General features: G+C 43.4%; 20 protein-coding genes and 1 pseudogene. 1 reads left to right on the top strand and 20 read right to left on the bottom strand.

What is annotated here, in order from left to right; all coding sequences use genetic code 11:
* Window positions 1–46 precede the first annotated feature (46 nt).
* From AB4Y93_RS19600 to AB4Y93_RS19540, 13 genes are all read right to left on the bottom strand, one after another.
* Window positions 47–922, bottom strand: a complete 876-nt coding sequence (locus tag AB4Y93_RS19600) for a carbohydrate ABC transporter permease (protein ID WP_441894537.1) — start codon at window positions 920–922, stop codon at window positions 47–49.
* A 15-nt stretch (window positions 923–937) separates the two neighbouring features.
* Window positions 938–1,906: an ABC transporter permease gene (locus AB4Y93_RS19595; RefSeq protein WP_441894536.1), complete on the bottom strand. Its 969-nt coding sequence runs from the start codon at window positions 1,904–1,906 to the stop codon at window positions 938–940.
* A 49-nt stretch (window positions 1,907–1,955) separates the two neighbouring features.
* Window positions 1,956–3,083, bottom strand: coding sequence for a glycoside hydrolase family 88 protein (locus AB4Y93_RS19590; protein ID WP_441894535.1), 1,128 nt, complete (start codon window positions 3,081–3,083; stop codon window positions 1,956–1,958).
* Window positions 3,084–3,444: 361 nt separating this feature from the next.
* Complete coding sequence (locus AB4Y93_RS19585) at window positions 3,445–4,881, bottom strand: glycosyl hydrolase family 28 protein (RefSeq protein ID WP_441894534.1); 1,437 nt, start codon at window positions 4,879–4,881, stop codon at window positions 3,445–3,447.
* A 347-nt stretch (window positions 4,882–5,228) separates the two neighbouring features.
* Window positions 5,229–5,582: a hypothetical protein gene (locus AB4Y93_RS19580; protein ID WP_441894533.1), complete on the bottom strand. Its 354-nt coding sequence runs from the start codon at window positions 5,580–5,582 to the stop codon at window positions 5,229–5,231.
* 94 nt (window positions 5,583–5,676) lie between these two features.
* Window positions 5,677–6,522: a carbohydrate ABC transporter permease gene (locus AB4Y93_RS19575; protein ID WP_441894532.1), complete on the bottom strand. Its 846-nt coding sequence runs from the start codon at window positions 6,520–6,522 to the stop codon at window positions 5,677–5,679.
* A 4-nt stretch (window positions 6,523–6,526) separates the two neighbouring features.
* Complete coding sequence (locus tag AB4Y93_RS19570; RefSeq protein ID WP_441894531.1) at window positions 6,527–7,465, bottom strand: carbohydrate ABC transporter permease; 939 nt, start codon at window positions 7,463–7,465, stop codon at window positions 6,527–6,529.
* Between the two features lie 128 nt (window positions 7,466–7,593).
* Window positions 7,594–8,937 (bottom strand): ABC transporter substrate-binding protein, encoded by a 1,344-nt coding sequence (locus tag AB4Y93_RS19565; protein WP_441894530.1) that lies wholly within the window; start codon window positions 8,935–8,937, stop codon window positions 7,594–7,596.
* 106 nt (window positions 8,938–9,043) lie between these two features.
* Window positions 9,044–10,645, bottom strand: a complete 1,602-nt coding sequence (locus AB4Y93_RS19560; protein WP_441894529.1) for a response regulator — start codon at window positions 10,643–10,645, stop codon at window positions 9,044–9,046.
* On the bottom strand, window positions 10,642–12,360 hold the full coding sequence (locus AB4Y93_RS19555; protein ID WP_441894528.1) for a cache domain-containing sensor histidine kinase: 1,719 nt from the start codon (window positions 12,358–12,360) through the stop codon (window positions 10,642–10,644). The genes AB4Y93_RS19560 and AB4Y93_RS19555 overlap by 4 nt, the downstream gene beginning before the upstream one ends.
* Window positions 12,361–12,738: 378 nt before the next feature.
* Complete coding sequence (locus AB4Y93_RS19550; protein ID WP_441894527.1) at window positions 12,739–13,842, bottom strand: copper amine oxidase N-terminal domain-containing protein; 1,104 nt, start codon at window positions 13,840–13,842, stop codon at window positions 12,739–12,741.
* Window positions 13,843–14,008: 166 nt separating this feature from the next.
* A complete protein-coding gene (locus AB4Y93_RS19545; protein ID WP_441894526.1) occupies window positions 14,009–14,554 on the bottom strand; it encodes an AAA family ATPase in 546 nt (181 codons plus the stop codon).
* A gap of 23 nt (window positions 14,555–14,577) precedes the next feature.
* The gene (locus AB4Y93_RS19540) at window positions 14,578–15,021 is read right to left on the bottom strand and encodes an Lrp/AsnC family transcriptional regulator (protein ID WP_441894525.1); all 444 of its coding nucleotides are present in this window, start codon (window positions 15,019–15,021) and stop codon (window positions 14,578–14,580) included.
* 148 nt (window positions 15,022–15,169) lie between these two features.
* On the opposite strand from AB4Y93_RS19540, the gene AB4Y93_RS19535 reads away from it, so the two are divergent.
* A complete protein-coding gene (locus AB4Y93_RS19535; RefSeq protein WP_441894524.1) occupies window positions 15,170–16,000 on the top strand; it encodes an alpha/beta fold hydrolase in 831 nt (276 codons plus the stop codon).
* Window positions 16,001–16,055: 55 nt separating this feature from the next.
* On the opposite strand, the gene thyA is transcribed toward AB4Y93_RS19535, so the two are convergent.
* From thyA to AB4Y93_RS19500, 7 genes and pseudogenes are all read right to left on the bottom strand, one after another.
* On the bottom strand, window positions 16,056–16,889 hold the full coding sequence (thyA, locus tag AB4Y93_RS19530; protein WP_441894523.1) for a thymidylate synthase: 834 nt from the start codon (window positions 16,887–16,889) through the stop codon (window positions 16,056–16,058).
* Between the two features lie 35 nt (window positions 16,890–16,924).
* Window positions 16,925–17,329 (bottom strand): hypothetical protein, encoded by a 405-nt coding sequence (locus AB4Y93_RS19525; RefSeq protein ID WP_441894522.1) that lies wholly within the window; start codon window positions 17,327–17,329, stop codon window positions 16,925–16,927.
* 204 nt (window positions 17,330–17,533) lie between these two features.
* Window positions 17,534–18,301, bottom strand: a complete 768-nt coding sequence (locus AB4Y93_RS19520; RefSeq protein WP_441894521.1) for a hypothetical protein — start codon at window positions 18,299–18,301, stop codon at window positions 17,534–17,536.
* A 186-nt stretch (window positions 18,302–18,487) separates the two neighbouring features.
* On the bottom strand, window positions 18,488–18,769 hold the full coding sequence (locus AB4Y93_RS19515) for a YfjL-like protein (RefSeq protein ID WP_441894641.1): 282 nt from the start codon (window positions 18,767–18,769) through the stop codon (window positions 18,488–18,490).
* A gap of 47 nt (window positions 18,770–18,816) precedes the next feature.
* Window positions 18,817–20,091, bottom strand: a complete 1,275-nt coding sequence (locus AB4Y93_RS19510; RefSeq protein WP_441894520.1) for a serine hydrolase domain-containing protein — start codon at window positions 20,089–20,091, stop codon at window positions 18,817–18,819.
* A 15-nt stretch (window positions 20,092–20,106) separates the two neighbouring features.
* The gene (locus tag AB4Y93_RS19505) at window positions 20,107–21,132 is read right to left on the bottom strand and encodes a DUF2332 domain-containing protein (protein ID WP_441894519.1); all 1,026 of its coding nucleotides are present in this window, start codon (window positions 21,130–21,132) and stop codon (window positions 20,107–20,109) included.
* Window positions 21,133–21,226: 94 nt separating this feature from the next.
* Window positions 21,227–22,899: pseudogene (locus AB4Y93_RS19500) on the bottom strand (glutamine--tRNA ligase/YqeY domain fusion protein).
* Between the last annotated feature and the right edge of the window lie 35 nt (window positions 22,900–22,934).

The raw sequence follows: 22,934 nt of genomic DNA, 5'->3' as shown, positions 1-22,934 counted from the left end.
GTCTATTATTTAAACGGAGTAAGAGATCCGGATAAACCACACCTTATTAACCTTTCAGAGAACCTACCATCGTCCCTTTTACGAAATACTTTTGCAGGAACGGATACACGATTAGAATAGGCACAACAGCGAAGATGACGGTGGCCGCTTTGATTGATGTCTCATACTGAAGATTCGCCGCCCCCGTAACCCTGCCGAATATTTCGGCATCCGCGCTTGTCACGACAACTTCTCTAAGGAAGAACTGAATGGTCTTCAGATCTGTGTCAGTGACGTAGATAATGGCATCAAACCAAGCATTCCAGTTCGCAACGGCTGCCCATAATCCTAATGTCGCTAGAACCGGCTTCGAGAGTGGAAGAATAATGCTCCATAAAATCCGCATATCGTTAGCACCGTCGATTTTGGCCGACTCCTCTACTTCTACCGGAATCGTCATAAAGAAATTGCGCATAATGAGCATCGAGAACGTTGGAATTAATCCCGGCAGAATGTACACCCAGAAGTTGTTAAGCAGGTGCAGATCTCTGATCAGCAAGTAAGTTGGAATTAATCCGCCGCTGAAAAACATCGTAAATACAATGATCATCGTATAAAAGCTGCGATGCGGCAGATGCTTGCGTGACAGCGGATAAGCCGCCAGAGCCATTGCAATGAGGCTGAGCACAGTACCAATGACCGTACGAAGTGTTGTGTTACGCATCCCAATCCAAATCTTCTTTTGCGTTAGAAGCTGCTTCCAGGAGAAGAGGTCAATGTCTCTTGGGAACCAATGGAACCCAAAGCGGCCAGCTTCTTTAGGAGCACTGAAGGATATGGATGCAATATGGATGAATGGATAGATCGCTATTGCACAAAGCATCAATATAAACACGAGAAGAATTGTTTGGAAAATCTTTTCACCGCTTGTCATTTTCATCATGCCTTACTCCCCTCCTTACAGAACGCCTTCCTGACCCATTTTTTTCACAATATAGTTCGTGCCAAGGACCAGTGTTATCCCAACTACATTTTTGAATAAGCCAACTGCTGTCGTTAATCCCATTTGGAAGTTCACGATCCCTTGCCTGTAAACATAGGTGTCTATGACGTCCCCAACCTCAAATACAGCTGGACTGTACAGGTTGTAAATTTGATCAAAGCCAGCGTTCAGAATGCCGCCAAGCGAGAGAATAAACATAATGGATATAATCGGCAGCATCGATGGAAGAGTGACATGCCACGTTTGCTTCCAGCGGTTCGCCCCATCCATACGAGCAGCTTCGTACAAGGTCTGATCTATACTCGACAACGCCGCGAGGTATACGATTGTTCCCCAGCCTACCTCTTTCCAGATGTTGGTCACAACTAGACTAAATCGGAAATACCTCGTATCCCCAAGGAAGTAGATCGGATCAATACCAAACCATCCAAGAACATAGTTAACTGGACCAGTTGAAGGCGAAAGCATCAGGAAGACGATACCTGATAGAACAACCCACGAGAAGAAATGCGGCAGGTACGAGATCGACTGCGCAATTTTCTTAAACCAGGTGATTCGCAGCTCATTAAGCAAAAGGGCTAAAATGATCGGTGCTGGAAATCCGAATAGGATATTCAGGCCGCTGATGATGACCGTATTTTTTAAGATTCTCGGAAACTCCGGCGACTGGTTAAACAAGTAATCAAAGTAGGCAAAGTTGTTCCAAGGGCTGTCCCAAGTTCCCAGAACCGGACTAAAATCTTTAAAAGCAATCAATATGCCGTACATCGGTCCGTAGCAGAAAATCGCATACCAGACCAGGACCGGCAGCAGCATCAGGAGAAGATATCTGCTCTTTTTATACTCTCTCCAGGTGTGTCGTAATTTGGATTGCTTCGCTGGTGTGTTGGCGCTTTCAAAAGTGACAGCATGTGCTTTTTCCATCCTAACTTGCTCCTTTCCTATCCGCTCTCATCTGATGTTTATCTGTTGACTACCAGATGTGCACATGCTTGTTGGTCAATCTCATCAAGGCTTCTATAAAGAAATAATCGCCATAAATGATAGGAACCTCAGCATGTCTCTGTCCGTGATAAGCTGCTGTTCCGCCGTTCACAATAGAATCTTCGTTAACGTTCCAATTGCAAAAGCGTTCATCGGTCGCTCGTAATATGTTGATCGCTGCCTGCCGGTATAACGCCTGCTCGAGCTCCGGCAGCGCATCGGCAATTTCGAGAAGTCCGCATGCCGCGCATACGCCGGCTGTTGTATCCCATTTCACGGGCTCCTTCGGAGAGCGGAAATCAACGACAGGAACAAATCCTGTGGTAGATACATTAGCAATGAAGTAGTGAGCGATGCGTTTAGCTGCGTTTAGATAACGTTCATCCTTCGTGTAACGGTAGCTTAATGCAAAACCGTATAATGCCCATGCCTGACCTCTCGACCAAGAGGAACCGCTTGCAAAACCTTGACCACCTGGCGTTTCGAGCAGCTCGCCATTCTCTGGATTGAGAATCGCAATATGATTGCTAGAGCCGTCTTCCCGTATTGCGTGCCGGAGCACTGTATCCGCGTGATCGGCTGCGATATATTGGAACCTTGGGTCGGCTGATTCCTGACTCGCCCAATACAGGAGCGGAATGTTCATCATGCTGTCGATAATGATCCAGCCTGTGCAGTCATCATTCCAGGCTCTGATGAATTTGCCCCTCGGATTGTAACGTCCCGCAAGCAAATTGGCCGCGTGCATACCTCTTGTCTTGGCTCTTTCATTTCCAGTAAAGCGATAGTTCGCTACTGCGGAATGCAGCCACATAAACCCAACATCATGATGTAATCCGTCATATCCGTCAAACGCCGCATCCAGTCTGCGTTCCACACCTTCAGCTGCAGCTTTATATTTGTCTTCCTTCGTTGCTTGATACATGTGCCATAGCATGCCCGGCCAGAATCCGTTTGTCCACCAGAATACGTCACTCTCTCCCATATCCTCGCGGTATACACCGCCTTCCGGTACATAAGGGATTCGGTCACCGATCCGGTCACATTGCGCAGACATCTTAAGCTCGATTTTGTCCCATGTGCTGTCAATCCACTGCTGAATCATGTCTTTATCCATGCCCATTCTCCTACTCTCTGTCGTTAACATTTCCTCTTGCTAAACTAATTGTAAGCGCATCAAAAAAATGAAAATATCACACTTTTACAAGATTCCTTGTAATTTTCGCTGTAAATTGCGTAATCTTTGTTAGCCGCTCATAGGAGGAATGTGTCTCCTTCAGGCCGCTGTTGCTCGCACTTTTCCTGAATTAAATTTTAGGTTGAAAAGTACCAGCAAAGGCGGGCGCTTACAAGCTTTCTGAAAGAAAGCTACTTCGAAAGCATAACCTTTACTCCAGGAGACACATTTCCTTTTTGAAGCTAAAAAAAGAGAGCCACCCTACAAGCTAAAATTAATAACTTGTAAGACAGCCCTCATATTAAAGAAATGTAAGCCGATTCACATGCTCTCCCAGCTCGAAATTGCCGGAGGCGGAATCGGTGATTTTGTGATTGTTGATATAGAAATTCTCGATTGTAACACCGTCGATGGATCGTTCTGCATCAAAACCGCTGAGGCGTGAAATCGCATTGTCGCTGCCATTGTAATAGATACCATCGAACGTGATATGCTCGATTCGATTACCAGGGAATGGATTGTAGTCAGGATTCCAGATGACACGGATATCGATGATCCGTCCTAGCTCAAACGGTTCGATCCGGATGTTACGGTAATTTACGTTGCGTACTGTATTTTTGTCCCCGGCGTTGATGGTCAAGCAGCCCTGATAATTATCCTGAGGCTCATGGTGCTCAAGAATGTCGAGATTTTCGAACAAGATATTCTCAATTAGAGTACCATCTGCATCATAATCTCCATGTGTTCCGATCATTGTCGGATGGGCTACATCAGCCCATAGAGTTGAATTTTTCACCGTAATATTCCGAGTGTCACCATAGTACCCCCAGCGGTGTCCATAGATAGCGATACAGTCATCCGAATTCCGCATAAACACATCATCGATCTCAACGTCGCAGCACGACATCATATCGATACCATCTGACCAGCCTCGTGTGCTGAATGATTCGAAATTGGAAATTCGGATATGATGGGATTGCCCAAGATAAACGCTGTAATGAGGCGGATCGATGACCGAGATTCCAGAAATATCGATATACTGAGCGTACATCACCCGAACTCCGCGGAATGCAGAAAAGCGTCCAAACTCCCCCAAATAGATCATGCCTCGACCTGAGATTTGCACATTCTCCACCTTATCGCAGACAAAAGACCCGGCTATAAAAGCTCCGCCCTCAATGTATATCTTCTTGTTGGAAGGAAGGTTAATGATGACCTGCTCAATATGATGCATACCAGGTTTGAAATGTAACGTATGATAGCGGTCAGACATTAGCTTCTCTTGCAAGTCTTCCATACGATGAATTCGGGGGTCGAGGAATGCAACACCAGGATCGGTCGGATCAGGCCTATCCTCTTCAAGCTCTTTCGCAATGAGGTGCAGGTTATGGAACCGATCACCGTTGATCTCAATGGAGAGCTTTTCGGGCTTTGTTAAGATGAACTGGATCGTTTGTTGATCAACCACTTCTGCAGATATGCCTTTTGAGAGAGGACGAATAATAGCTTCTTTCACCGGTTCCCGGTTACAGCAAATCTTCACCTCAACTTCACCACTGAAATCAAATTTAACCAGTGATGCTTCCCTGACATCATGCATATCCACTTTTACAAGTAATACTTCTAATTCAATCCACTCTCCATCAGGTGTGCGAAGTTGTACAGTGAAATCAAAATTTCTAGGCAACGCTTTCGGAATGGGATATACAGCTATGCTATGTACGGCAGCTTTTGCCAAGTGGAACCACTCTCCTAATCTGTTGTTCCATTCATTCTAATGACACTGCAGCCCAACGCACAATCGTAATATCGCGAGATTTCTTGTAAAAAAGAGAATGCCACTATTAAAGCTCTGTTTCCGGGGACAAGAAGTTAATGATCCACATTGCAACTAAAATAATGATAGCTAACCTGGTTATCGTTCGTTTCTGCAGCTTAATAATGACTCACCTCTAAGATCAATAGATTCCATTATAAGGATTTAATTCTAGTTGTTAGCCGATAGAAGGATGTGATTAGTTTCGTTCTCGAAAAAAACACCAGTTGGTAGAGTTATCCCTACGCAACCGGTGCCTTATAGATTTTCTAATACGTTCTTACCCAATCAAAAGCTCTACACACAAATGCGAAGGTATCATGCTCTTCTTCTTTTACCCTAAAGCTTATATCCTCAAGTTGTTCCTCTGAAATATCCACAATGTTTATTTCTACGCGGAATACTCCCTGGAAGCTGCTTATTTTTAGATCTTTAACATCCTCAAAAGTAATGATTACTTTTTGCCCCTCTTCCACTAGCGGAAGGGAACTAAGCGTTATGATTAAGTTATCTGTCAAAATCCCCATCTCATTCTCACAACGTACCAGATTAAAGGATTGTATGTAGCAAAGCTTGTAATGTTTCTGATAAAAACCCTGTATTCTATCAGCCGTATTTTTCATATAGAGCTCGCCTCCTTGTTTTAAATATACGAGCTTCTATGTACAAATGAAAAGGACCATCACGAAAGATGGCCCTCTAGCACTAATTATCCACTTACCCCTTTACCGCCCCAGCCGTCATGCCTTCAACCAGGAATTTCTGCAGGAATACGAAGATGAGCACAACCGGCAGCACGCTCATAACCGAGGAGGCCATCATACTGCCCCAATCGGTCTGGTACAACCCTTTAAACAGGCTGATTCCCGGTGTTAACGTCCGATGCGCCTCATCGTTAATGAACACGAAGCCAAACATGAACTCGTTCCACGCATTCAGGAATGCAAACAGCGAGGTAGCAACAAGACTTGGCAGTGATACCGGCATTAAGATGCGGAAAATGATCCCCACACGGGAGCAGCCGTCGATCTCAGCCGACTCTTCCATCTCATAAGGGATGGTGTCGAAAAAGCTTTTCATCATAAACGTACATAGCGGTACGGTGAACGTCGTATAGGCCAGAATTAACGACATATACGTGTTAATGAGAGACATGTTCTTCATCAACAGATATAACGGAATAAGCAGGAGCACACCAGGAATCATTTGCGACAGCAGCATCGCGATGCTGAACACCTTTACTCCACGGAACCGGACAAATCGGCTTAACGCATACCCGGCAAAGATCGAGATAAGCAGCGAGGCTGCAGTTGTTACGACGGCTACGAACACACTATTTTTAAAGAAAGTCATAAATGCTGAGCCATGAAGAACATTATCGAAATGCTCCCAAGTTGGCTTACTGATCCAGAAGGTAGGATTCACGGTCCGGATTTCCTCATCCGGCTTGAGTGACGTCGCCAGCATCCACAAAAATGGGAAGAGGCAGTAGACTGCAAATCCGATCAGAACAGCATAGGTTAACAACATGAGAATTCTTTGCTTGCCTCGACTTATAAGCACTCTATTACCCTCCTTTTTTTCTGACACTGAAGAAATAATATAGAATAAATCCGCTGATCATGAAGCCAAGCATCATAGAAGCAAGCGCGGAGGCATTGCCGAAGTTATATTCCTGCATAGCGTAACGGTAAATCATAATGGGCAGCGTCTCTGACGAATACAGCGGACCGCCTTCGGTCATGACCCAAATAAAATCGAAATTAATTGCTGTCCAGATGACATGGATGAAAATGATCGTCAACGATACCGTCTTGAGCTGCGGTAGGATAATATGCCAGAAGCGGCGTCTAATCCCGGCACCATCAATGGCAGCCGCTTCCACGATATCCCGAGATACCGACTGCAAACCAGCCAATAAGCTGATCGTATAGAAAGGAAAGCTTCTCCAGACATTAACGAACACCACAGTGATCAACGCTGTGTTTAGTTCGCCCAGCCAATAATAAGGCTCTTTGAGCAGCCCAAGCTTAACGAGCCACAAGTTAATAATGCCGTAATCCGGCGTCAGCATCCACGTCCAGGTCATACCTGCAATAACAATGGGGACCACCCACGGAACGATGATGATCGCACGGAACAACGTTCTTCCTTTAATCGGTTGGTTCAAAGCAAGAGCTGATATTAATCCAAGTACGTATTCTCCAGCCACAGACAGAACCGTCCAAACGACCGTATTCCATAGCGCCGTCTTGAAATATTCGTTATGAATCACTTCTTTATAATTAGCTAACCCCGCGAATCCGCTTAATGCTTTGTTCATCAGGTTCTTGAACTGAAAGCTGTCCACTAGGACGTTAATCAACGGATAAGCATTGAGGAGCAGGAAAAATAGCAGCGCCGGCAGGACAAACAGATAAGCGAGCCGTTTTATTCTTTTCTCTCTCATCGTCATCGCAGCTTTGGCTGCTCGTTTCACTGGACGTTCCAGTTCGATCGGTTTCATCTCATCCACCACATTTATTCAGGATATAAGGCTTTTTGGGTAAAAAAAAGCAAGCATAGGCCACAGAGCTCCCCACTCCGCCGCGTTCCCGGCCTATGCCTGCCAGTTCCATTCCAATTGAATTGTAATTAGTTGCCGCTTAACTCGCCGGTTTTCTTCAGGCTTTCATTAATAGCCTGCGAGAGCCACACCGCTACATCTTCCGGCTTATCGTTCTTAAGAGTCGTGCGGGCAAGCGAATCTTCCATTGCTTTTGTAATTCCGCCAAGAGATACGGCAGGGAATACAACGCCTTGGGATGCCAGAGCCATAAAATCTTTGCCCCAGCCGCTGTCACTGACAAGGTCGCTGCGCGGATTTTTACCAGGGTTAACCGCTTGCTGGTAATCCGAGCCCATCAGATAAGAGGCGAATTCCCATGCTTGATCCGGCGCATCAGATTTATACACATACAGTGGTGCAATTTCCATGAAAGTAGCCGGCTGTGCTTTGTATACCGGAGCTGCGACTTTTACGTCTTTCATGCCATCCGGATTTTCACTGCTGCGTCCTTCGATCCATGGACCGTTAACAACCATCGCATATTGACCAAGCACAAAGTTCTGGTCTTCCTCTTCCCAGCCCCATGTTTTTGCATCTGCTTTAATCGCTTTTTGCGCGAGCATATCTTGATAGAATTTGAACACTTCAGCAGCTTTAGCCAATTGATCCGGGTTATCCTGCCATGTATTCTTGTATTTGCCGTCCGCTTGTTTGTCGGCAACGGTTAAGCCGTTTTGCGCCAGGTACATAATCAATTCCTGCGGAGAACGAACGCCAGCTCCTGCGATACCAAATGCTTCCTTGCCTGTTTTCTCCTTAATCGTTGGTGCCATTGCCAGCATCTCATCCCACGTTTTTGGCGGAGCGGTGACACCTGCTGCTTTCAATATATCCTCATGGTACAGCAGAGCGCGGATACCAAGGTAGTTCGGGAGCGCTTTTACTTTGCCGTCAACCGTCAAAGCTTCCAGCACATTCGGATAAATGTTGGCTTTGTCTGACCATTTGTCTACATAAGGAGTTAAGTCTTGAAGCGCATCCATCTTGTTGAACTCGCCAAACCACTCGCTAAGACCCCAGCTAAGATCCGGAGCATCACCCGCGTTAATCGCAGCTACCAGCTTGTCATGCATGATATCGTACGTGATGACTTGAAGATTTACGTTAATGTCCTCATGCGCATCGTCGAATTCCTTTACTTTCGCTTGAATCGATTTCCCTTCATCTGTGCTTGGGTCAAGAGCAGCCCAGAAATCTAGCGTTACGGGATCTTTTGCTGCTTCCGTATTCTCAGTCTTTGGCGCCTCGCTTGCTGCTCCAGCAGCAGCAGATTCTGCAGGCTCATTATTACTATTGTTGCCACAGGCTGCAAGAGCTGAAGATAAAATCATAATAGCGGCCATTGCGAAAACTCTCTTTTTGGCTAACATGTTGAACCCCTCTCCATATGACGGAATTTGTTTTGCTTACATCTTTATTCTAAGGCGCTTGTTGACCCGTCGGTATGCCGCGGAATTCATGAACATGTTGAAAATATTAAGATTGAGACTGCCGATATTCGGTTGGTTTCATTCCTGTCGCTTTACGGAACACCTGACTGAAATAACGCTGATCCGAATAACCAACCATCTCAGCCACTTCATAGGCTTTTAGCTCACTTGTCATCAGAAGCCGTTTTGCATGCTCCATGCGGAGCGCCGTTACATACTCAACAAAGCTTTCACCTGAAACACTTTTGAAGAGGGAACAGAAGTAGTTTTTATTCAAATAGAACCTGGCTGAGACCTCCTCTAACGAGATCGATTTGTAATGGATATCGATGTATTTCTTCACGACTTCAATCAGCTGCTTGCCATTCTTCGTCTTCGTCTCACCAGCAGCCGACTGCAGCCTGCTCTCAATGAGCCTGCGCAGTGACTCTTTCACCTGTCCAGTGCGGAGCTCCCTGATGCCCGCTCTAGCTTCGTTCATTAACATGATCGAATCTTCATCGTTCATATGGCTCTCCAGTTTATCCAATAGCTCCGATGATGCCTTTTTCCACTCTGCACCACTCATGACAGACACTGACTGCTCGCAAAAAGCTTCCTCCAGCTTGGCAAGCAGAACCTCGCCATCCCGGATGGCCCCCGTCCCCAGAAGCATATCGAGCAGCAGGCCAATTTCTTTCCAGTTGCCGCTTGCTGAACCGTTGTCCGTTATTTTTGCGTTAGCCTGCTTACCATAATAGGCAATATCCTCTTCGTTACCGAAATGTAGCGACTCCAACGCTTGTACCGCTTCTGTATAGGCCGCAGATAATTTACTAATTCGCTGCTTGGTCGAACTCACTCCAATTCTGGCGTGCGTTCGCAAACAAATTTCCAGAGAGTGATGGAGCCTGGAGAGCAGCTGAGGGAAAACACCGGCATGCTTCGATGAATGTGAATAGAGGAACACGAACTCTGCTGTTTTATGTAAATACCGGAATACAGGAATTCCTCCAAGCGTCTCTTGCATAATGTTTCTGGCGGCAAAATAAAAGACGGATCGGTCTCCTTTATACCGCTCTTGGACATTCTCTTCCGCAGCAATAAATTTGACGGCGACAACCGAATAGCCGCCCTGCGGCAGATCGATCATCAGCTGTTCTGCTCGAACGTACAGTTCATTTTCCTCCAAATGGGAAGAACCCGCTGCCTGTGTAAAAAATTCATCCTGCATCAAAGTAAGCCCTTGATTAAGCACCGCTTTCTCGTTGATACGATCCGATTGCTTCTTGGAATCTTGTTGAATTTGCTCAACGGCTTTGCCAAGTACGGTTAACAGCTCAGCCTCCTGGACAGGCTTCAGCAAATAATCATAGGCATCCAGCTTAAACGCGGTGCGCGAATATTCGAAATCGCCATAACCACTTAGTACGATCACTTTCGCTTGCTGTCCGGAGGATTTGAGCCACTCCATAAAGCCAAGTCCATCCATAAGCGGCATTCTAATATCGGTCAAAATCAAATTTGGACGAAGCAGCTCCGTTAGCTGTCGTGCCTCTTCTCCGTTATAGGCATGCCCAACGATCTCCCAGCCAAGCTCGTCCCATGGGATCATCTTGATAAGCTGCTCATGAATAGCCGTTTCGTCATCAACAATGATTACTTTCATTGTGCAGACGCCTCCTTCCAAGGCAAGCGGAATATGACACAGGTTCCTTTCGTTCTTTTACTGCGTATACGAATGCCATACTCTTCTCCACAGATCATGCGGATACGTGAATGAACATTAAACAATCCAATCGAGCTTTCTTCTACACCTGCCGGCGGCTGATCCTTGCTAAGAATCTCGGCAATGCCGCGCTGCTCCATTTCGCCCATCCCGACCCCATTATCCAGCGCATATAGATACAAGCAGCCTGCTTCCCGATCAATTCGTGCCGACAACTTGAGCAGCTTCCGGTTCTTAAGGCTTGGGATCAGACCATGCTCGACCGCGTTCTCAACAATTGGCTGCAGGATTAGCTTCGGAATCTGAATATTGGCGACCTCTGGCTCAATCTGAATCTGTATACGGATACTGCCTGGGAAACGTTTGTTAATAATGACAAGATAATTACGGATATGCATAATTTCATCACGGATCCGGACCCATTCATTCTGAATGTTCATGTTATAACGATACATACTGCTAAGTGACCGGCAGATCAGCTTTAGATCCGGCACATTGTTGACCTCTGCGATGCCAGCCATCATTTGCAAGGTGTTAAATAAAAAGTGTGGTGAAATTTGTGCTTGCAGTGCTTTAATCTGCGATTCCTGATTCATTAATCGCAGCTTCAAATCATGTTCAATTAACTGCTGTATTTTCTCAGCCATTCGGTTAAACTGGTTGCCCAGAAAACCGATCTCATCACTAGTCCTGACTTCTACCCTCGCATCATAATCACCGATTTGAATCCTCGCCATTTTGCGATGCATATGAACGATAGGCTTCGTCATGTTATAACTGAGCCAAAGCGATATGGCGATGGCTAGAAGACTTGTAACAACAATGACAAGAATGGCTACATTCCGGTACAAAATCTGCTTCGGATTAATATCAAATGTATAATGAAGCTGCCAGCCTGATCCCCCTAATTCTGTGTCGATGGCATTCGTACGGCTGGCTTTTGGCTCTGGTACGACCTTTTTCCCGGCTGCAGCCGAATTGGTATGATAGACCATCAGCCCCGTAGGATCGGTTATGGCTATCTGTCCTTTATAGAATGAGTTATAGGATTCTACTAATTGTCGGAATCCCTGCTCCTTTAGGTCAATAACGAGCAGCCCAGTTGGAGCACCACGGTAACGGACTGGATACAAAAATTGAATGATCGGCTCATTATATAGGCTCTTGTAACGGATCAGTGTCTTAGGCTTATCCCCTGCACGCTTGGACTCCATTAAGAGGGAGTGGAAATAGGAGGCATCCATATCCGGATACAGCTTGGGAAAGAAGTTGCCAAGCACTTCCTCATTGGACCGTATAATGTACATGCCTTGTATGTCCTTCACGCGAGATTGATTATAGACAGATAGGAAAAACTCATGAATATCACGTACCGTATCATAAGTGCGGCTATCGGTCAGAAACTCCTTCTTGAGCGCTATGCTCTCTATTAAATCCGGGTTCGAATAAATCTGGTAAGCGGTTTCATCAAGTGAATGCGTAAATTCCTCAATTCGCCCTTTGAGATCCTGATCAACACGGCTGCGGGCGAAATCTATATCCTTCTGAATGTCCTGTGACACTTGATACAGGATAATACCTGACGTAACGGATAAAGGAAGCGCGGTCGTCAAAATCATGGCAAGAAATATTTTCATGCGGATCCGTGTAAACATCAGGGCGCCCATCCTTTCTATGGTGCATCTATTGTAGTTGCTTTTATTTTACAGGTTCAATGGGGTTTTGTTAGCAGAAATGTTTAAAATGTTCAGATGGAGAAAGTGAAGGGCAACTGCGCAAGTGAATGTTTTTTCGATCGCCATTGCCGCCGGATTGTTTGGAATTGGTTAGCCCGCTGAGCGGGTACAATCCGGTCGGCAAAAGCGAACGCTCCGCTTCTACAGAACATTCACTTGCTCCGTTTTCACACTTTCTCCCTTCTGCTAAGGGGGGGCGGCAAAGTAAAAAAACCACCATTGAATTGGTGGTTTTAATTATTATTAATTTATTATTATTTCCCCAGCAATAATTTGAGAGGATAGAAAAGCATGATATCAATATTGAGGGTGTTCGATTTGGGCTCTAATCTCATTAGCTAACTGTTGATCATGGGCGAGTTGAGGGTGAAGGACAATCCCCTTCGAAAGGATGATAAGGCCTTTGCTATAGTAAACCTGCAAATGTAATGCTTCGGCAATTGTACGAAGTGGTACAAATGCGCGGTCATTTCGAATTTCAAACTTGTTCACCGAATCTTTTAGTTTAAATACTAGATGATGAGACGGCATACTTTCCAAATATGCATGTTCAATTGTAATTTTTTCCTGCTTCTTGTCATAATTAACGGTAGCCCCTAAAGCATGAGAGATAAAGACCAACGGAACATACGTCGTTCCGTTTTTGACATAAGGTGCGACTTTAGCATTTGATGAGTCAACCGTTTGCTGCTGACCAAAGACTAATACCTGTGGTTTATTGATAATCAGTCCGATCGAGTTATTCATTAGTTCTGTTACTTCGTCGCGACATCCTACATCTTTTTTGTAGAGAGCGATATAATCGGTAATAATATCAATGGCCTCTTGCCGAATATCTTGGACCAGGCTTTTATCAGCAAGTACCTTCTCCATATAACAATAGCTAAGCCCCATAGCTTCAGACGACCCCTGCGATCTTGCAAGTGAGTTAACCAGAGCTACAGTCATACTGTTCGGCAAAGCTTCACTAGCTTGTCCAATCCAATTCGTATCCGGATTCATGTAATGATCGAGCACCTTCAGATACCCGAGGACAAATATTTCATCTCCACGAAGCAGATTAAAATTAAGTGAGTTTGCTTCCTTACCATAAACATCTTTTGCGTATTGATTCAAAATATCGCGGTCATCCCATTGGCTGTAGCTAGAATAGATCGCATTCATGACTGCGGCCTTTTGATCAAGCGGATTTTTCTCTGCTGCTAAAAACTCGGCAATCTCTTTGCTATATCCTGAACGGTGTGCTGCGGCTACAATATCAATATCGAGATAAGCTTGATAAAAGGGAGTCGATGTAATAGGAGAATCAGCAAACGCCTTCTTCTCTCCTAATTGCATGGATAGTAGTAATAATAGGAATGATAAAAGTACTGCTGTGTTTCGTTTGATCGTTATTTTCATCCTTTCCGCCTCCTAGATCATTTTATTTCCATAATTTACAACCTAGCACCTCCCTAACTCTACCATATGTTGGAACCCATATACTCCTAAAAATTCTCTCATTTACTCTCATCAACGAGCCACTGTTTGATCTCAGAAGTACGATCTGCATAACGTGCTAAGGCATTTATGTTTGTACCTTAGCCTCATTCTGCAATCTAGTGATAATTTGATTAACGGTTTCTTCAGGGGACAACTCAGATGAATCCAACCATAGTCCGATACGAGGCGTTTCATTTCGTAGGATTTGATCCAATCCTTCAACGGTCCAAGCACCGTAACCTTTCTTCGATCGAGCGGCTTCCCTTATTTTCACAACATCCGATTGTGGACAAAGCACAACTACATAAAAAGGGCGACTTTTAATATAAGATATAAAATCATTCAATACAGGTCCCACGACAACATCTTGAACTACAACTGTAAATCCTGCTTGAAGATACAACTCTGCGGATTGTGCCGCAAGCTTATATCGTAATCTTAATTGATCCAATTCATCATTTCCGGCCTCTGGATGAACCTCTTTTCGATTATTCACAATCATTCTTCGAAAAATGTCCCCACGTAAATGTACCGATTTCTCAAAACGTTCAGAAAGCAGCTGGGCGACTGTCGATTTGCCGCTTGCCATTATTCCGGTAATTAGAATAATGCTGGGTCTCTCCTCCATCATTTGAACATCATCCTTTCGTTTATTTATATAAGTCCATCCTGGCTTGTGATAAGGCTCTTATGCTCGAATCGTGTGGAGAGAACAACGTTAGTTAATGAAAATCCAAATGGGTTACAAGTTTCGAGAAAGGCTTCTAACGTTTCGCTAGTTTCGGTAATAACCTTTAATAGGTAATTATATTCCCCACTCGTTCTGTAGAAATCGACAATCTCTGGGGAAGCTTCAACGAATGCTTCAAACTCTTTGCAGTTATTTGATTTGAAAAGAACAAAGGCGGTCGTATATTTGCCCAGTTTAGACGGGGAAATCTCCGCTCGATAGCCTGTTATAACCCCCTGCTCCTCCAGCTTCCGAAGTCGTTCCGTTACAGCAGGCTGTGACATTGCGATTATTCTGCTCATCTCCGAAATCGTAATCCTGGCGTTATCGTGAAGGATTGATAATATTTTGTAATCAATGTGATCCATCTTCAGAGCACCTCAATTTTATAAGTTTAGGTCGGACATCAACGATAGAATTAAGTTTTCAAGCATCAAACGCCTTCATATTCCCATTCAAATTGTAAGTCGATTCCAATAAAATGTCACTAATAACAAATGAAGGGGATTGAGGACGATGAAAAACATAATAAATGACGAAAGCAGAGCAACAGCGGGGGTAAACTTTTTCAAGACTGGTGATGGTGTTCGGATTGCGTATCGAATCGATGGCTCAGCAGGTAAACCGGTACTGATGCTTGGGAACTCCATTGCCACCTCGATGAGCATGTGGGATGGCCAGCTAGCAGAATTAACTTTGCACTTCCGAGTCCTTCGCTATGATTATCGGGGGCACGGCGACTCGGATACACCTGACGGTCCATATTCTTTCGATAGACTAGGTCGGGATGTAGTCGAATTACTTGATGCCCTTCACATTGATCGTGTGCACTTTCTTGGTCTGTCGCTTGGTGGTGTTATCGGACAATGGCTTGGTATCTACGCTCCAGAGCGGATTGACCGGCTAATCTTAAGCAATACTTCCTCTTACCTCGGGCCGGCTGATCAATGGGAGAGTTTAATCACCTCTGTACTTCAACCGGGGAAACTACCTGAGTTCGCCAATATGTTCATGAACAATTGGTTCCCTTCGTATATGCTCGAGTCAGATAATGCGCTCGTCGCATCATTCCGAGAAACGATACTCGCTACTCGCCCACAGGGAATTGCAGGCAGCTGGGCAGCGATCCGCGACATGGATATGCGCCGGACAGCGGCACTAATTAACAGTCCCACTCTTGTCATTGCAGGCCAATATGATACCGTAACACTTCAAAGCCACAGTGAATTACTTGCCGAGACAGTACCAAATGCAAAGCTCATAATACTTCCTTCCGTTCATCTCTCCAATGTGGAGTACCAAGCTGAATTCCTTGATGCCGTACTCGAATTCCTTCAAACGAAATAAGGGTATAAGTATGAGAAAGGAGCAGTTTGCTGTGGCAACCTGCTCCTTATTAAAGTTAGATAGCAATTTCCATCTGAATTTTTGGATGGTATTCGTAATTTTTTAAAATGAAATCATTTATAGTAAAATCATCGAACCTTTTTATTTCAGGATTAATCCAAAGTTCAGGAGCTGGATAGGGATGACGATCGACCTGTTCCCTTAAAGGGTCTATGTGTCTTTCATAAATATGCGCATCATTAATATTGAACGTAAGAGATCCTAGGTTGTATCCTGTTACTTGAGCTATCATTCGTTGTAAAACGTAATATTGGAAAACATTAAATGGATTACCTAATCCGATATCATTTGATCTAGCATTAACCACTAAATGAAGTGTCCCTTGCTTAATAAGCCATTGGTTATTCCAAACACACGGATATAACTCCATTTGATCCAGGTCATCGATGTTCCAAAGTGAAATGACATGTCTTCTTGATGCGGGATTATTAATGAGTTGATCAATTAGATTATGAACTTGATTTGTGATTTTTCCGTTTATCATAATAGGTTTTCCTAACTGATAGCCATAGGCCTTCCCAATATGATTATTCGTATTCGTCCACTCTTTCCATATCTTCACGTTGTTTTCATCCAAATAGGTACAATCACTTGTTCTCTTTACATAAAACCATAGCAATTCATGAATGGCCGATTTCCATGGCACTCTTTTTGTTGTAAGAATTGGCACTTCTGAGTTATCAAATATTAACTGCTTTGAAATTAGACTTTTTGTATAGGCTGGGGAACCATCTGCCCATGTTGTTCTAACATCCAAATCTTTGTCCCAGTACCCATGTTCAAGAATATCATTTACTAATTCACTATAAATCCAATCAGCCTTTCCCATCTTTGAGCCCCCATATCAATTATTGTCTGCGTTTTCTATTCAGCTATTGCGGAACGTAATTCGACTGGGATGACGGGGTCTTTCACACTTAATCCCTCATACACCCACTGTCTAGATTTATCCAATCCGTAATGAGCAATAATGGTCTGTTCAGCTTCAGATCTCCACTTGCTATCACCTATAAAAGCAGTGATCTTCACATCTAACTTTTCTTTCCGCTTCGTCATCGTCACTTCACTATCATCGATAATCAGCGAGGACAAAAGAAATTTTTCATCATTACCTTTTGCAATACCTAAGTATATATTATGAGCAGACCCTTCCACATCTTGGATCACTTTATCAGAAGTAAGCATCATGGGCTCACTATTATTACCGCACGCTGCTAATTCAAGAAGCATGAACAGTAGAAGGCAAGTCGTACCAATTATCTTCCTCAATAGTTCGAACTCCTTTTATCACTAGATTGAACGGAACGCAAACATAATTTCAACCTCACAAACTAATTCATTGTTTACTGTGGCGATGCTCTTTCTTTGGATGTTCTCCTCCTAGTAAAATTCGTGTCATAGTTCCCCCCTTGTATCCATTAAACGCTAAATCCACTAGGGAGGTTGCGCACATTTTGCATACTATGCCAATTATTAGTTAGTTATTTTCCATTTTATCGTGAGTGCTCCTTGCGCATGATCACCGCTGACTACGATGTAAACTGTTGAGGGTACCGCAACTTGATAGGTGATCCAATCTCCACTATCTATCATATGGCTTGTATACTTACCGCCCTTTGCATCCAAATAAGTGCCATAGCCACCACCATTCGTGATCGTCCAATCTATATGATAGGACAATGTTTGCCCCTTTTCGAGGGTAATTGGAATCTTTTTCTGTCCATTAAAAAAAGCGAATTCCGCATGATAACCATCTATGGTTCTCGTCTCTGTCCACTGCTTAACTTCTGTGAAATCAGTCACAGATACATAGACTGCAACGACTAGAAGCATTATAGCTGTAACTGCTTTGTAGAGCCGCCATCTGCGAAATAAGTAAGTCGCAAAAAGAAACGCGAGCGAACAAGTTACTCCATAAATCCCGGCGATTAAACTCAACATCCACTGATTTGGAAACCAGACTAAAAAAGGAACATACCCTCCGAGGATATAAAGCAGCACCATGATCATCCTCTTGTACGGGTTTGGTTTACCTTTGTATAGCGCTATGTCCACCAAGACTGAGAACAAGATGGCATAACCATAAATATACTGCCACAATGGTAACTCGTGAGTTAGCTGAGACATTTGATAAGTATCAAAACCGCCGACTATAACAAGAAATCCAAGAAATATGAGTCCTGCAGCCGCTATTTTTGAGGTCGCATAAGCTGCAGCCTCCATCCATCTTTGCATCATCATAATCCCCCCTCTTTGGTTTACATGCTTCTAAGTTACCAGCAAGCTTATTTGCCAGACAGTTCTAACTTTTATAGAACCCTACTTGTAGAGCGCAATAAAAAAAGGAAACAGCTGCCGTGGCATCTGCTTCCTTTAATTACAACCTTGTCTTACGTTAGTTATGTAACGATGCTCCTTTCGTCAACCTCAGGACTTATAACTATCCGTCATAATCCCGTCATCGTTAATATATACGGAATAAAGCTTACCATTTTTATCATCAACAAAATAAAAATAAAGAGTAAAATCTTGTTTCCCAAAACTAGAACTTTTAAAACTAAAATAAACTTCTTCAACTTTAAATTTTTTATCGATGTATATCATTTCTAGATAATGACTAGCATCATGTTTGAATTTATATTTTGATATTGGATTCCCATTAAAAAATGAATATACTCCAAATACCATTGCAGCTATAAATAAAATGATTACTGAAATATATAATCTAAATAAAGTCTTCAGGCTTCATACCTCCCTTATGACTCTGTTGCCGATTCCTTCCTATAGCCAAAAAACGTCATTTCCCCTTCATCATTCTTTACAATTCTATACGGAAGGATCTGATCCGAATATCTGCGGGCGAACAATCCTTCGCCTACGGGGTAAATCTCGATATGATGGTTTCCTGCAAATCTCGTGAAATATAGCTTTTGATTAATAAGTTCAATCTGGATCTTATCCTTCAAGTAGGTTCCGCAATATGGTTTAAGCCTATTTTCGCTGATTGGAATCTCTTTATGTTTAGCAGGAGCCTCTACCTCAACCTGATGTAAAATATCTGAAATCGCGTTACCGAGCCTATATTGATTGCTCTCTTCATTATTAGAAAGAATAATGATACAAATATCTTCATCGTAATAATGCTGCATGTAGGTGGCTACTCCTAGATGATCTCCTCCATGGGAATACCTGTCCGTACCATAAATGTGGTGATGCTCCAAGCCATAGCAGTAATGGTTGCTATTCTCTTGGAAGAACCTCGTATACGTTTCCGTTGATAAAAGCTTACGATCCCGTAGACAGGTGTACCATTTCAATAAATCCTCGCAGTTAGATACAATGGCGCCTGCACCAATGCTGAACTTTTCGTTATGATAGGGAATTTTGACGGTGGAATTAAAGTCTTTCGTATAATTACTTGCCCTGTTCTTAATTGGTTTGCTGCTATCATCAATAACGCTGTTCCTCATATCCAGGGGAGCAAGGATATGATTATGAATGTAATCCTCAAACTTTTCTCCGGATACGTGTTCAATGATCCATGCAAGCAGATTATAGTTGGAGTTGTTGTAATCAAATGCCGTGCCTGCTGATTTTACAGGCTGTTTACTGATATATTGCTGATAATAATCATATCGGGAATATTCCAACCTGTTGTACTGATCAAAAAAATCATTTTCAAAATTATAAAAGTTATACAATCCTGAAGTATGCGACAGTAAATGATGAACGGTAATTGATTCATCGATTTGCAACTCTGCTGGAAGGTACAACTGTGCAGATCTGTCTAGGTCAATCAATCCCTTATCGTATAGAAGCATTATGGCGAAGGCCGTAAATTGTTTGGATATGGAAGCAAGAGCGAAGCAGGTATGGATGTCATTTTTAATCCCCCACTCCAAATTTGCGTAGCCATACGATTGTTCAAACAGCACTTCACCTCTTTTAATTACCTGAACAACACCAAAGACATCCCACAATTCCATGTAGCTGCTAATATATTGTTCCAGCTTCTCATTGACAGACGACATATTGATCTCACCTCTCTATTCTATTTTCCACCTAAACCATCGCCCGTGACCCTCTGTTTCAGCAAGTGTGATCTTATGTTCTATACCATTAAAATAATAATCGAGATGAAGGTCCGTATCCCACATATTGTTATAGAGGTGAAACACATCTCTTTGTTTACCAAGCGCCTTAATATACTCACATAGCCTAATCTTCTCTTCTAGTGGAATTTGATTAGCAACATGTGTATGAAAAATACAAATGGTGGAGTCATCAGATATGTTCGAGATCATGTGTGGAAGAAGCTCAACCCCGTTTCCCTCTAATAATTCAACTTGGTATCTCGTTAAACATTTAGCAGCTGCTTGGAAATAAGCAATTCTTTCTTTATGCTCCGGCCAGATTAATGCTTTTAGCCAAAGATAATCCTCAGCGTGATTAAGGTTATTTACATGGAGATCGATCCCGACTCTGGATGTTACAGGAGGACTTTTTTCGAATAGAAACGGTTGATTATCGCCTCTAATTTCTGAAGTGATAATCAGAGAGGTATGCTCATTACCATACACTGGTGATGAGTTATAGGAGTAGCTGTATTTATCCCAGAGCAGCTGTAACCCTGCACTTGTACCAATTTCTATAAGGGATAACGGCTTTCGTGTGAGGCTATGAATATAGCAAAAACTAGGATACAAATAAGCGCAGCGCCGTACTTCATTTGTCTGTACCAGCTTGTTTTCCAGGATGGGAATAATCTCATTCTCATACTGTTTGCAAAATAGTCTAAACCACTTAAAGGCACCGGAAGATTCCTCCGGTTCTTTTACGATGCTTGCATAATACTGAGCGAGTTCATGCTCCGTCCCATTCAACAGCAAATAATGAACAGCACCAAACAAGAGATTAGGTATTGGTTGCCCTGGCTTCGAATGAGCGGCAAGCTCTAGAAGCCAGGGTTCATTAGCAATATGATGTGCCAAGTGTTCATATAGACGACTTGAATCCTTGCATTCTCTTTCTGCAAAAAGTTTAAATCGATCGGAAAGTCCAAGGAGATCCACAACACACACCACCTTTTCCAGATAGTCGTATGATATCATGTTTGGTTGATAAACAATGCTTTAATGTTTTTATCTCAACTATAGATATTGTTTATCAAGTTTTAGGTTTATTCCAAGAATCCTTCAAGGATACGATCCGATTAAACACTATTCGATCACTATTCTCTTTCTTCCTATCTACGCAAAAATATCCGTGACGTAAGAACTGAAATTTCTCCTCGGGACGGGTATGTTCAACCCATGCTTCCATAAGAACGTCCTTTTCGCGTACCAGTGATTCAGGATTCAGCTTTGTTGTCCAATCTTCACTATCTTTAGGAAGGTCTTCCTCTAGAAGCAATTTCTCATACAGATTAACATCAGCCTTCACACAATGGTTGGCCGAGATCCAATGAATCGTCCCCTTAACTTTGCGTCCAGTGAATCCTAAACCACTCTTTGTAGCTTGATCGTAGGTACAACGCAGCTCAATAACCTCGTCTGTATCGGGATCCTTAATTACTTCTTCGCACCTGATAAAATAAGCTCCCTTAAGTCTTACTTCACCTTTTGGACTAAGCCGGTGAAACCCTTTGACAGGCTTCTCCATAAAATCGTCCCGCTCGATATATATCGTTCTTGAGAAAGGAACCTCTCTTTTTCCCAGAGCCTCGTTTTCGCTGTTGTTTTCAATCGATAACAACTCTACATCCTCTTCCGGGTAGTTCGTTATAACAACCTTTAAAGGCTGCATAACAGCCATGATGCTGACCACTTTCCCCTTCAGGTGCTGCCTAACAAAATGGTCCAGCAGCGAAATATCTACGGTACTTTGTGTTCGAATGCTCCCGATTTCCTCAATAAAGTTACGTATGCTTTCTGGTGTATAGCCTCTTCGTCTTAAGCCTCGAATGGTTGGAAGTCTAGGATCATCCCAGCCTTCAACGTAGCTGCCTTCCACCAGCTGCCTCAAAAACCGTTTACTCGTTACTACGCCTGTTAAGCTTAGACGGCCAAACTCTCTTTGCCGCGGAGGCTCTGCAATCTCCAATTCATTAAGAACCCACTCGTACAAGGTCCGGTGATCCTTGAATTCAATGGAACATAAAGAATAGGTAATTCCTTCAATCGCGTCTTGAATCGGATGGGCAAAATCGTACATCGGATAAATGCACCAATCATTTTTTGTTCTGTAATGTTCAGCATAGATAATACGATACAAAACAGGATCACGAAGATTCATATTCGGCGAGGCCATATTTATTTTTGCGCGTAAAACCTTGGCCCCAGCAGGAAAAGCTTCATTTTTCATACGCTCGAACAGCTCCAGATTTTCCTCTATCGAACGATCCCGATAAGGACTGTTCCGCCCCGGCTCCGTTAATGTCCCGCGATACTCTGATAATTCGTCTGGCGTCAGATCACAAACGTATGCCTTTCCTTGTTCGATTAACGAGATTGCTGCCTTGCAGATCACGTCCGCGTAATCGGATCCATAGAAAATGTGATCTTTCGGATCGTATCCAAGCCACCTGATGTCCTCAATAATCGCGTTCACATACTCAATATCCTCTTTAAGTGGATTGGTATCATCAAACCGTAAATGAAAAGCTCCGTTATAGTGTTCAGCAATTGTATAATTCATGTGGATCGCATACGCGCTCCCAATATGAAGATAACCATTAGGCTCAGGTGGCGTGTACACATTTCCCTGCTGAAGGGCCTTTGCTCCAGCTCCTCATTGATAAGTCTAAACATGTGGTGATCCGCTAAATGTTCGTTTTCCATTGCACATTCCTCCTTTTGGAATAGAAACAACTGAG

Source organism: Paenibacillus sp. YAF4_2, assembly GCF_052113225.1.
Taxonomy (GTDB): domain Bacteria; phylum Bacillota; class Bacilli; order Paenibacillales; family Paenibacillaceae; genus Pristimantibacillus.
Note: the sequence above shows the minus strand (reverse complement) of the source record. Positions and strands in the feature narration are given on the sequence as shown.

Coding starts and splice junctions, on each gene's coding strand:
- AB4Y93_RS19600 (WP_441894537.1), bottom strand. CDS start 922: ATGATGAAAATGACAAGCGGTGAAAAGATTTTCCAAACAATTCTTCTC.
- AB4Y93_RS19595 (WP_441894536.1), bottom strand. CDS start 1,906: ATGGAAAAAGCACATGCTGTCACTTTTGAAAGCGCCAACACACCAGCG.
- AB4Y93_RS19590 (WP_441894535.1), bottom strand. CDS start 3,083: ATGGATAAAGACATGATTCAGCAGTGGATTGACAGCACATGGGACAAA.
- AB4Y93_RS19580 (WP_441894533.1), bottom strand. CDS start 5,582: ATGAAAAATACGGCTGATAGAATACAGGGTTTTTATCAGAAACATTAC.
- AB4Y93_RS19570 (WP_441894531.1), bottom strand. CDS start 7,465: ATGAAACCGATCGAACTGGAACGTCCAGTGAAACGAGCAGCCAAAGCT.
- AB4Y93_RS19565 (WP_441894530.1), bottom strand. CDS start 8,937: ATGTTAGCCAAAAAGAGAGTTTTCGCAATGGCCGCTATTATGATTTTA.
- AB4Y93_RS19560 (WP_441894529.1), bottom strand. CDS start 10,645: ATGAAAGTAATCATTGTTGATGACGAAACGGCTATTCATGAGCAGCTT.
- AB4Y93_RS19555 (WP_441894528.1), bottom strand. CDS start 12,360: ATGTTTACACGGATCCGCATGAAAATATTTCTTGCCATGATTTTGACG.
- AB4Y93_RS19550 (WP_441894527.1), bottom strand. CDS start 13,842: ATGAAAATAACGATCAAACGAAACACAGCAGTACTTTTATCATTCCTA.
- AB4Y93_RS19545 (WP_441894526.1), bottom strand. CDS start 14,554: ATGATGGAGGAGAGACCCAGCATTATTCTAATTACCGGAATAATGGCA.
- AB4Y93_RS19540 (WP_441894525.1), bottom strand. CDS start 15,021: ATGGATCACATTGATTACAAAATATTATCAATCCTTCACGATAACGCC.
- AB4Y93_RS19535 (WP_441894524.1), top strand. CDS start 15,170: ATGAAAAACATAATAAATGACGAAAGCAGAGCAACAGCGGGGGTAAAC.
- thyA (WP_441894523.1), bottom strand. CDS start 16,889: ATGGGAAAGGCTGATTGGATTTATAGTGAATTAGTAAATGATATTCTT.
- AB4Y93_RS19520 (WP_441894521.1), bottom strand. CDS start 18,301: ATGATGATGCAAAGATGGATGGAGGCTGCAGCTTATGCGACCTCAAAA.
- AB4Y93_RS19510 (WP_441894520.1), bottom strand. CDS start 20,091: ATGTCGTCTGTCAATGAGAAGCTGGAACAATATATTAGCAGCTACATG.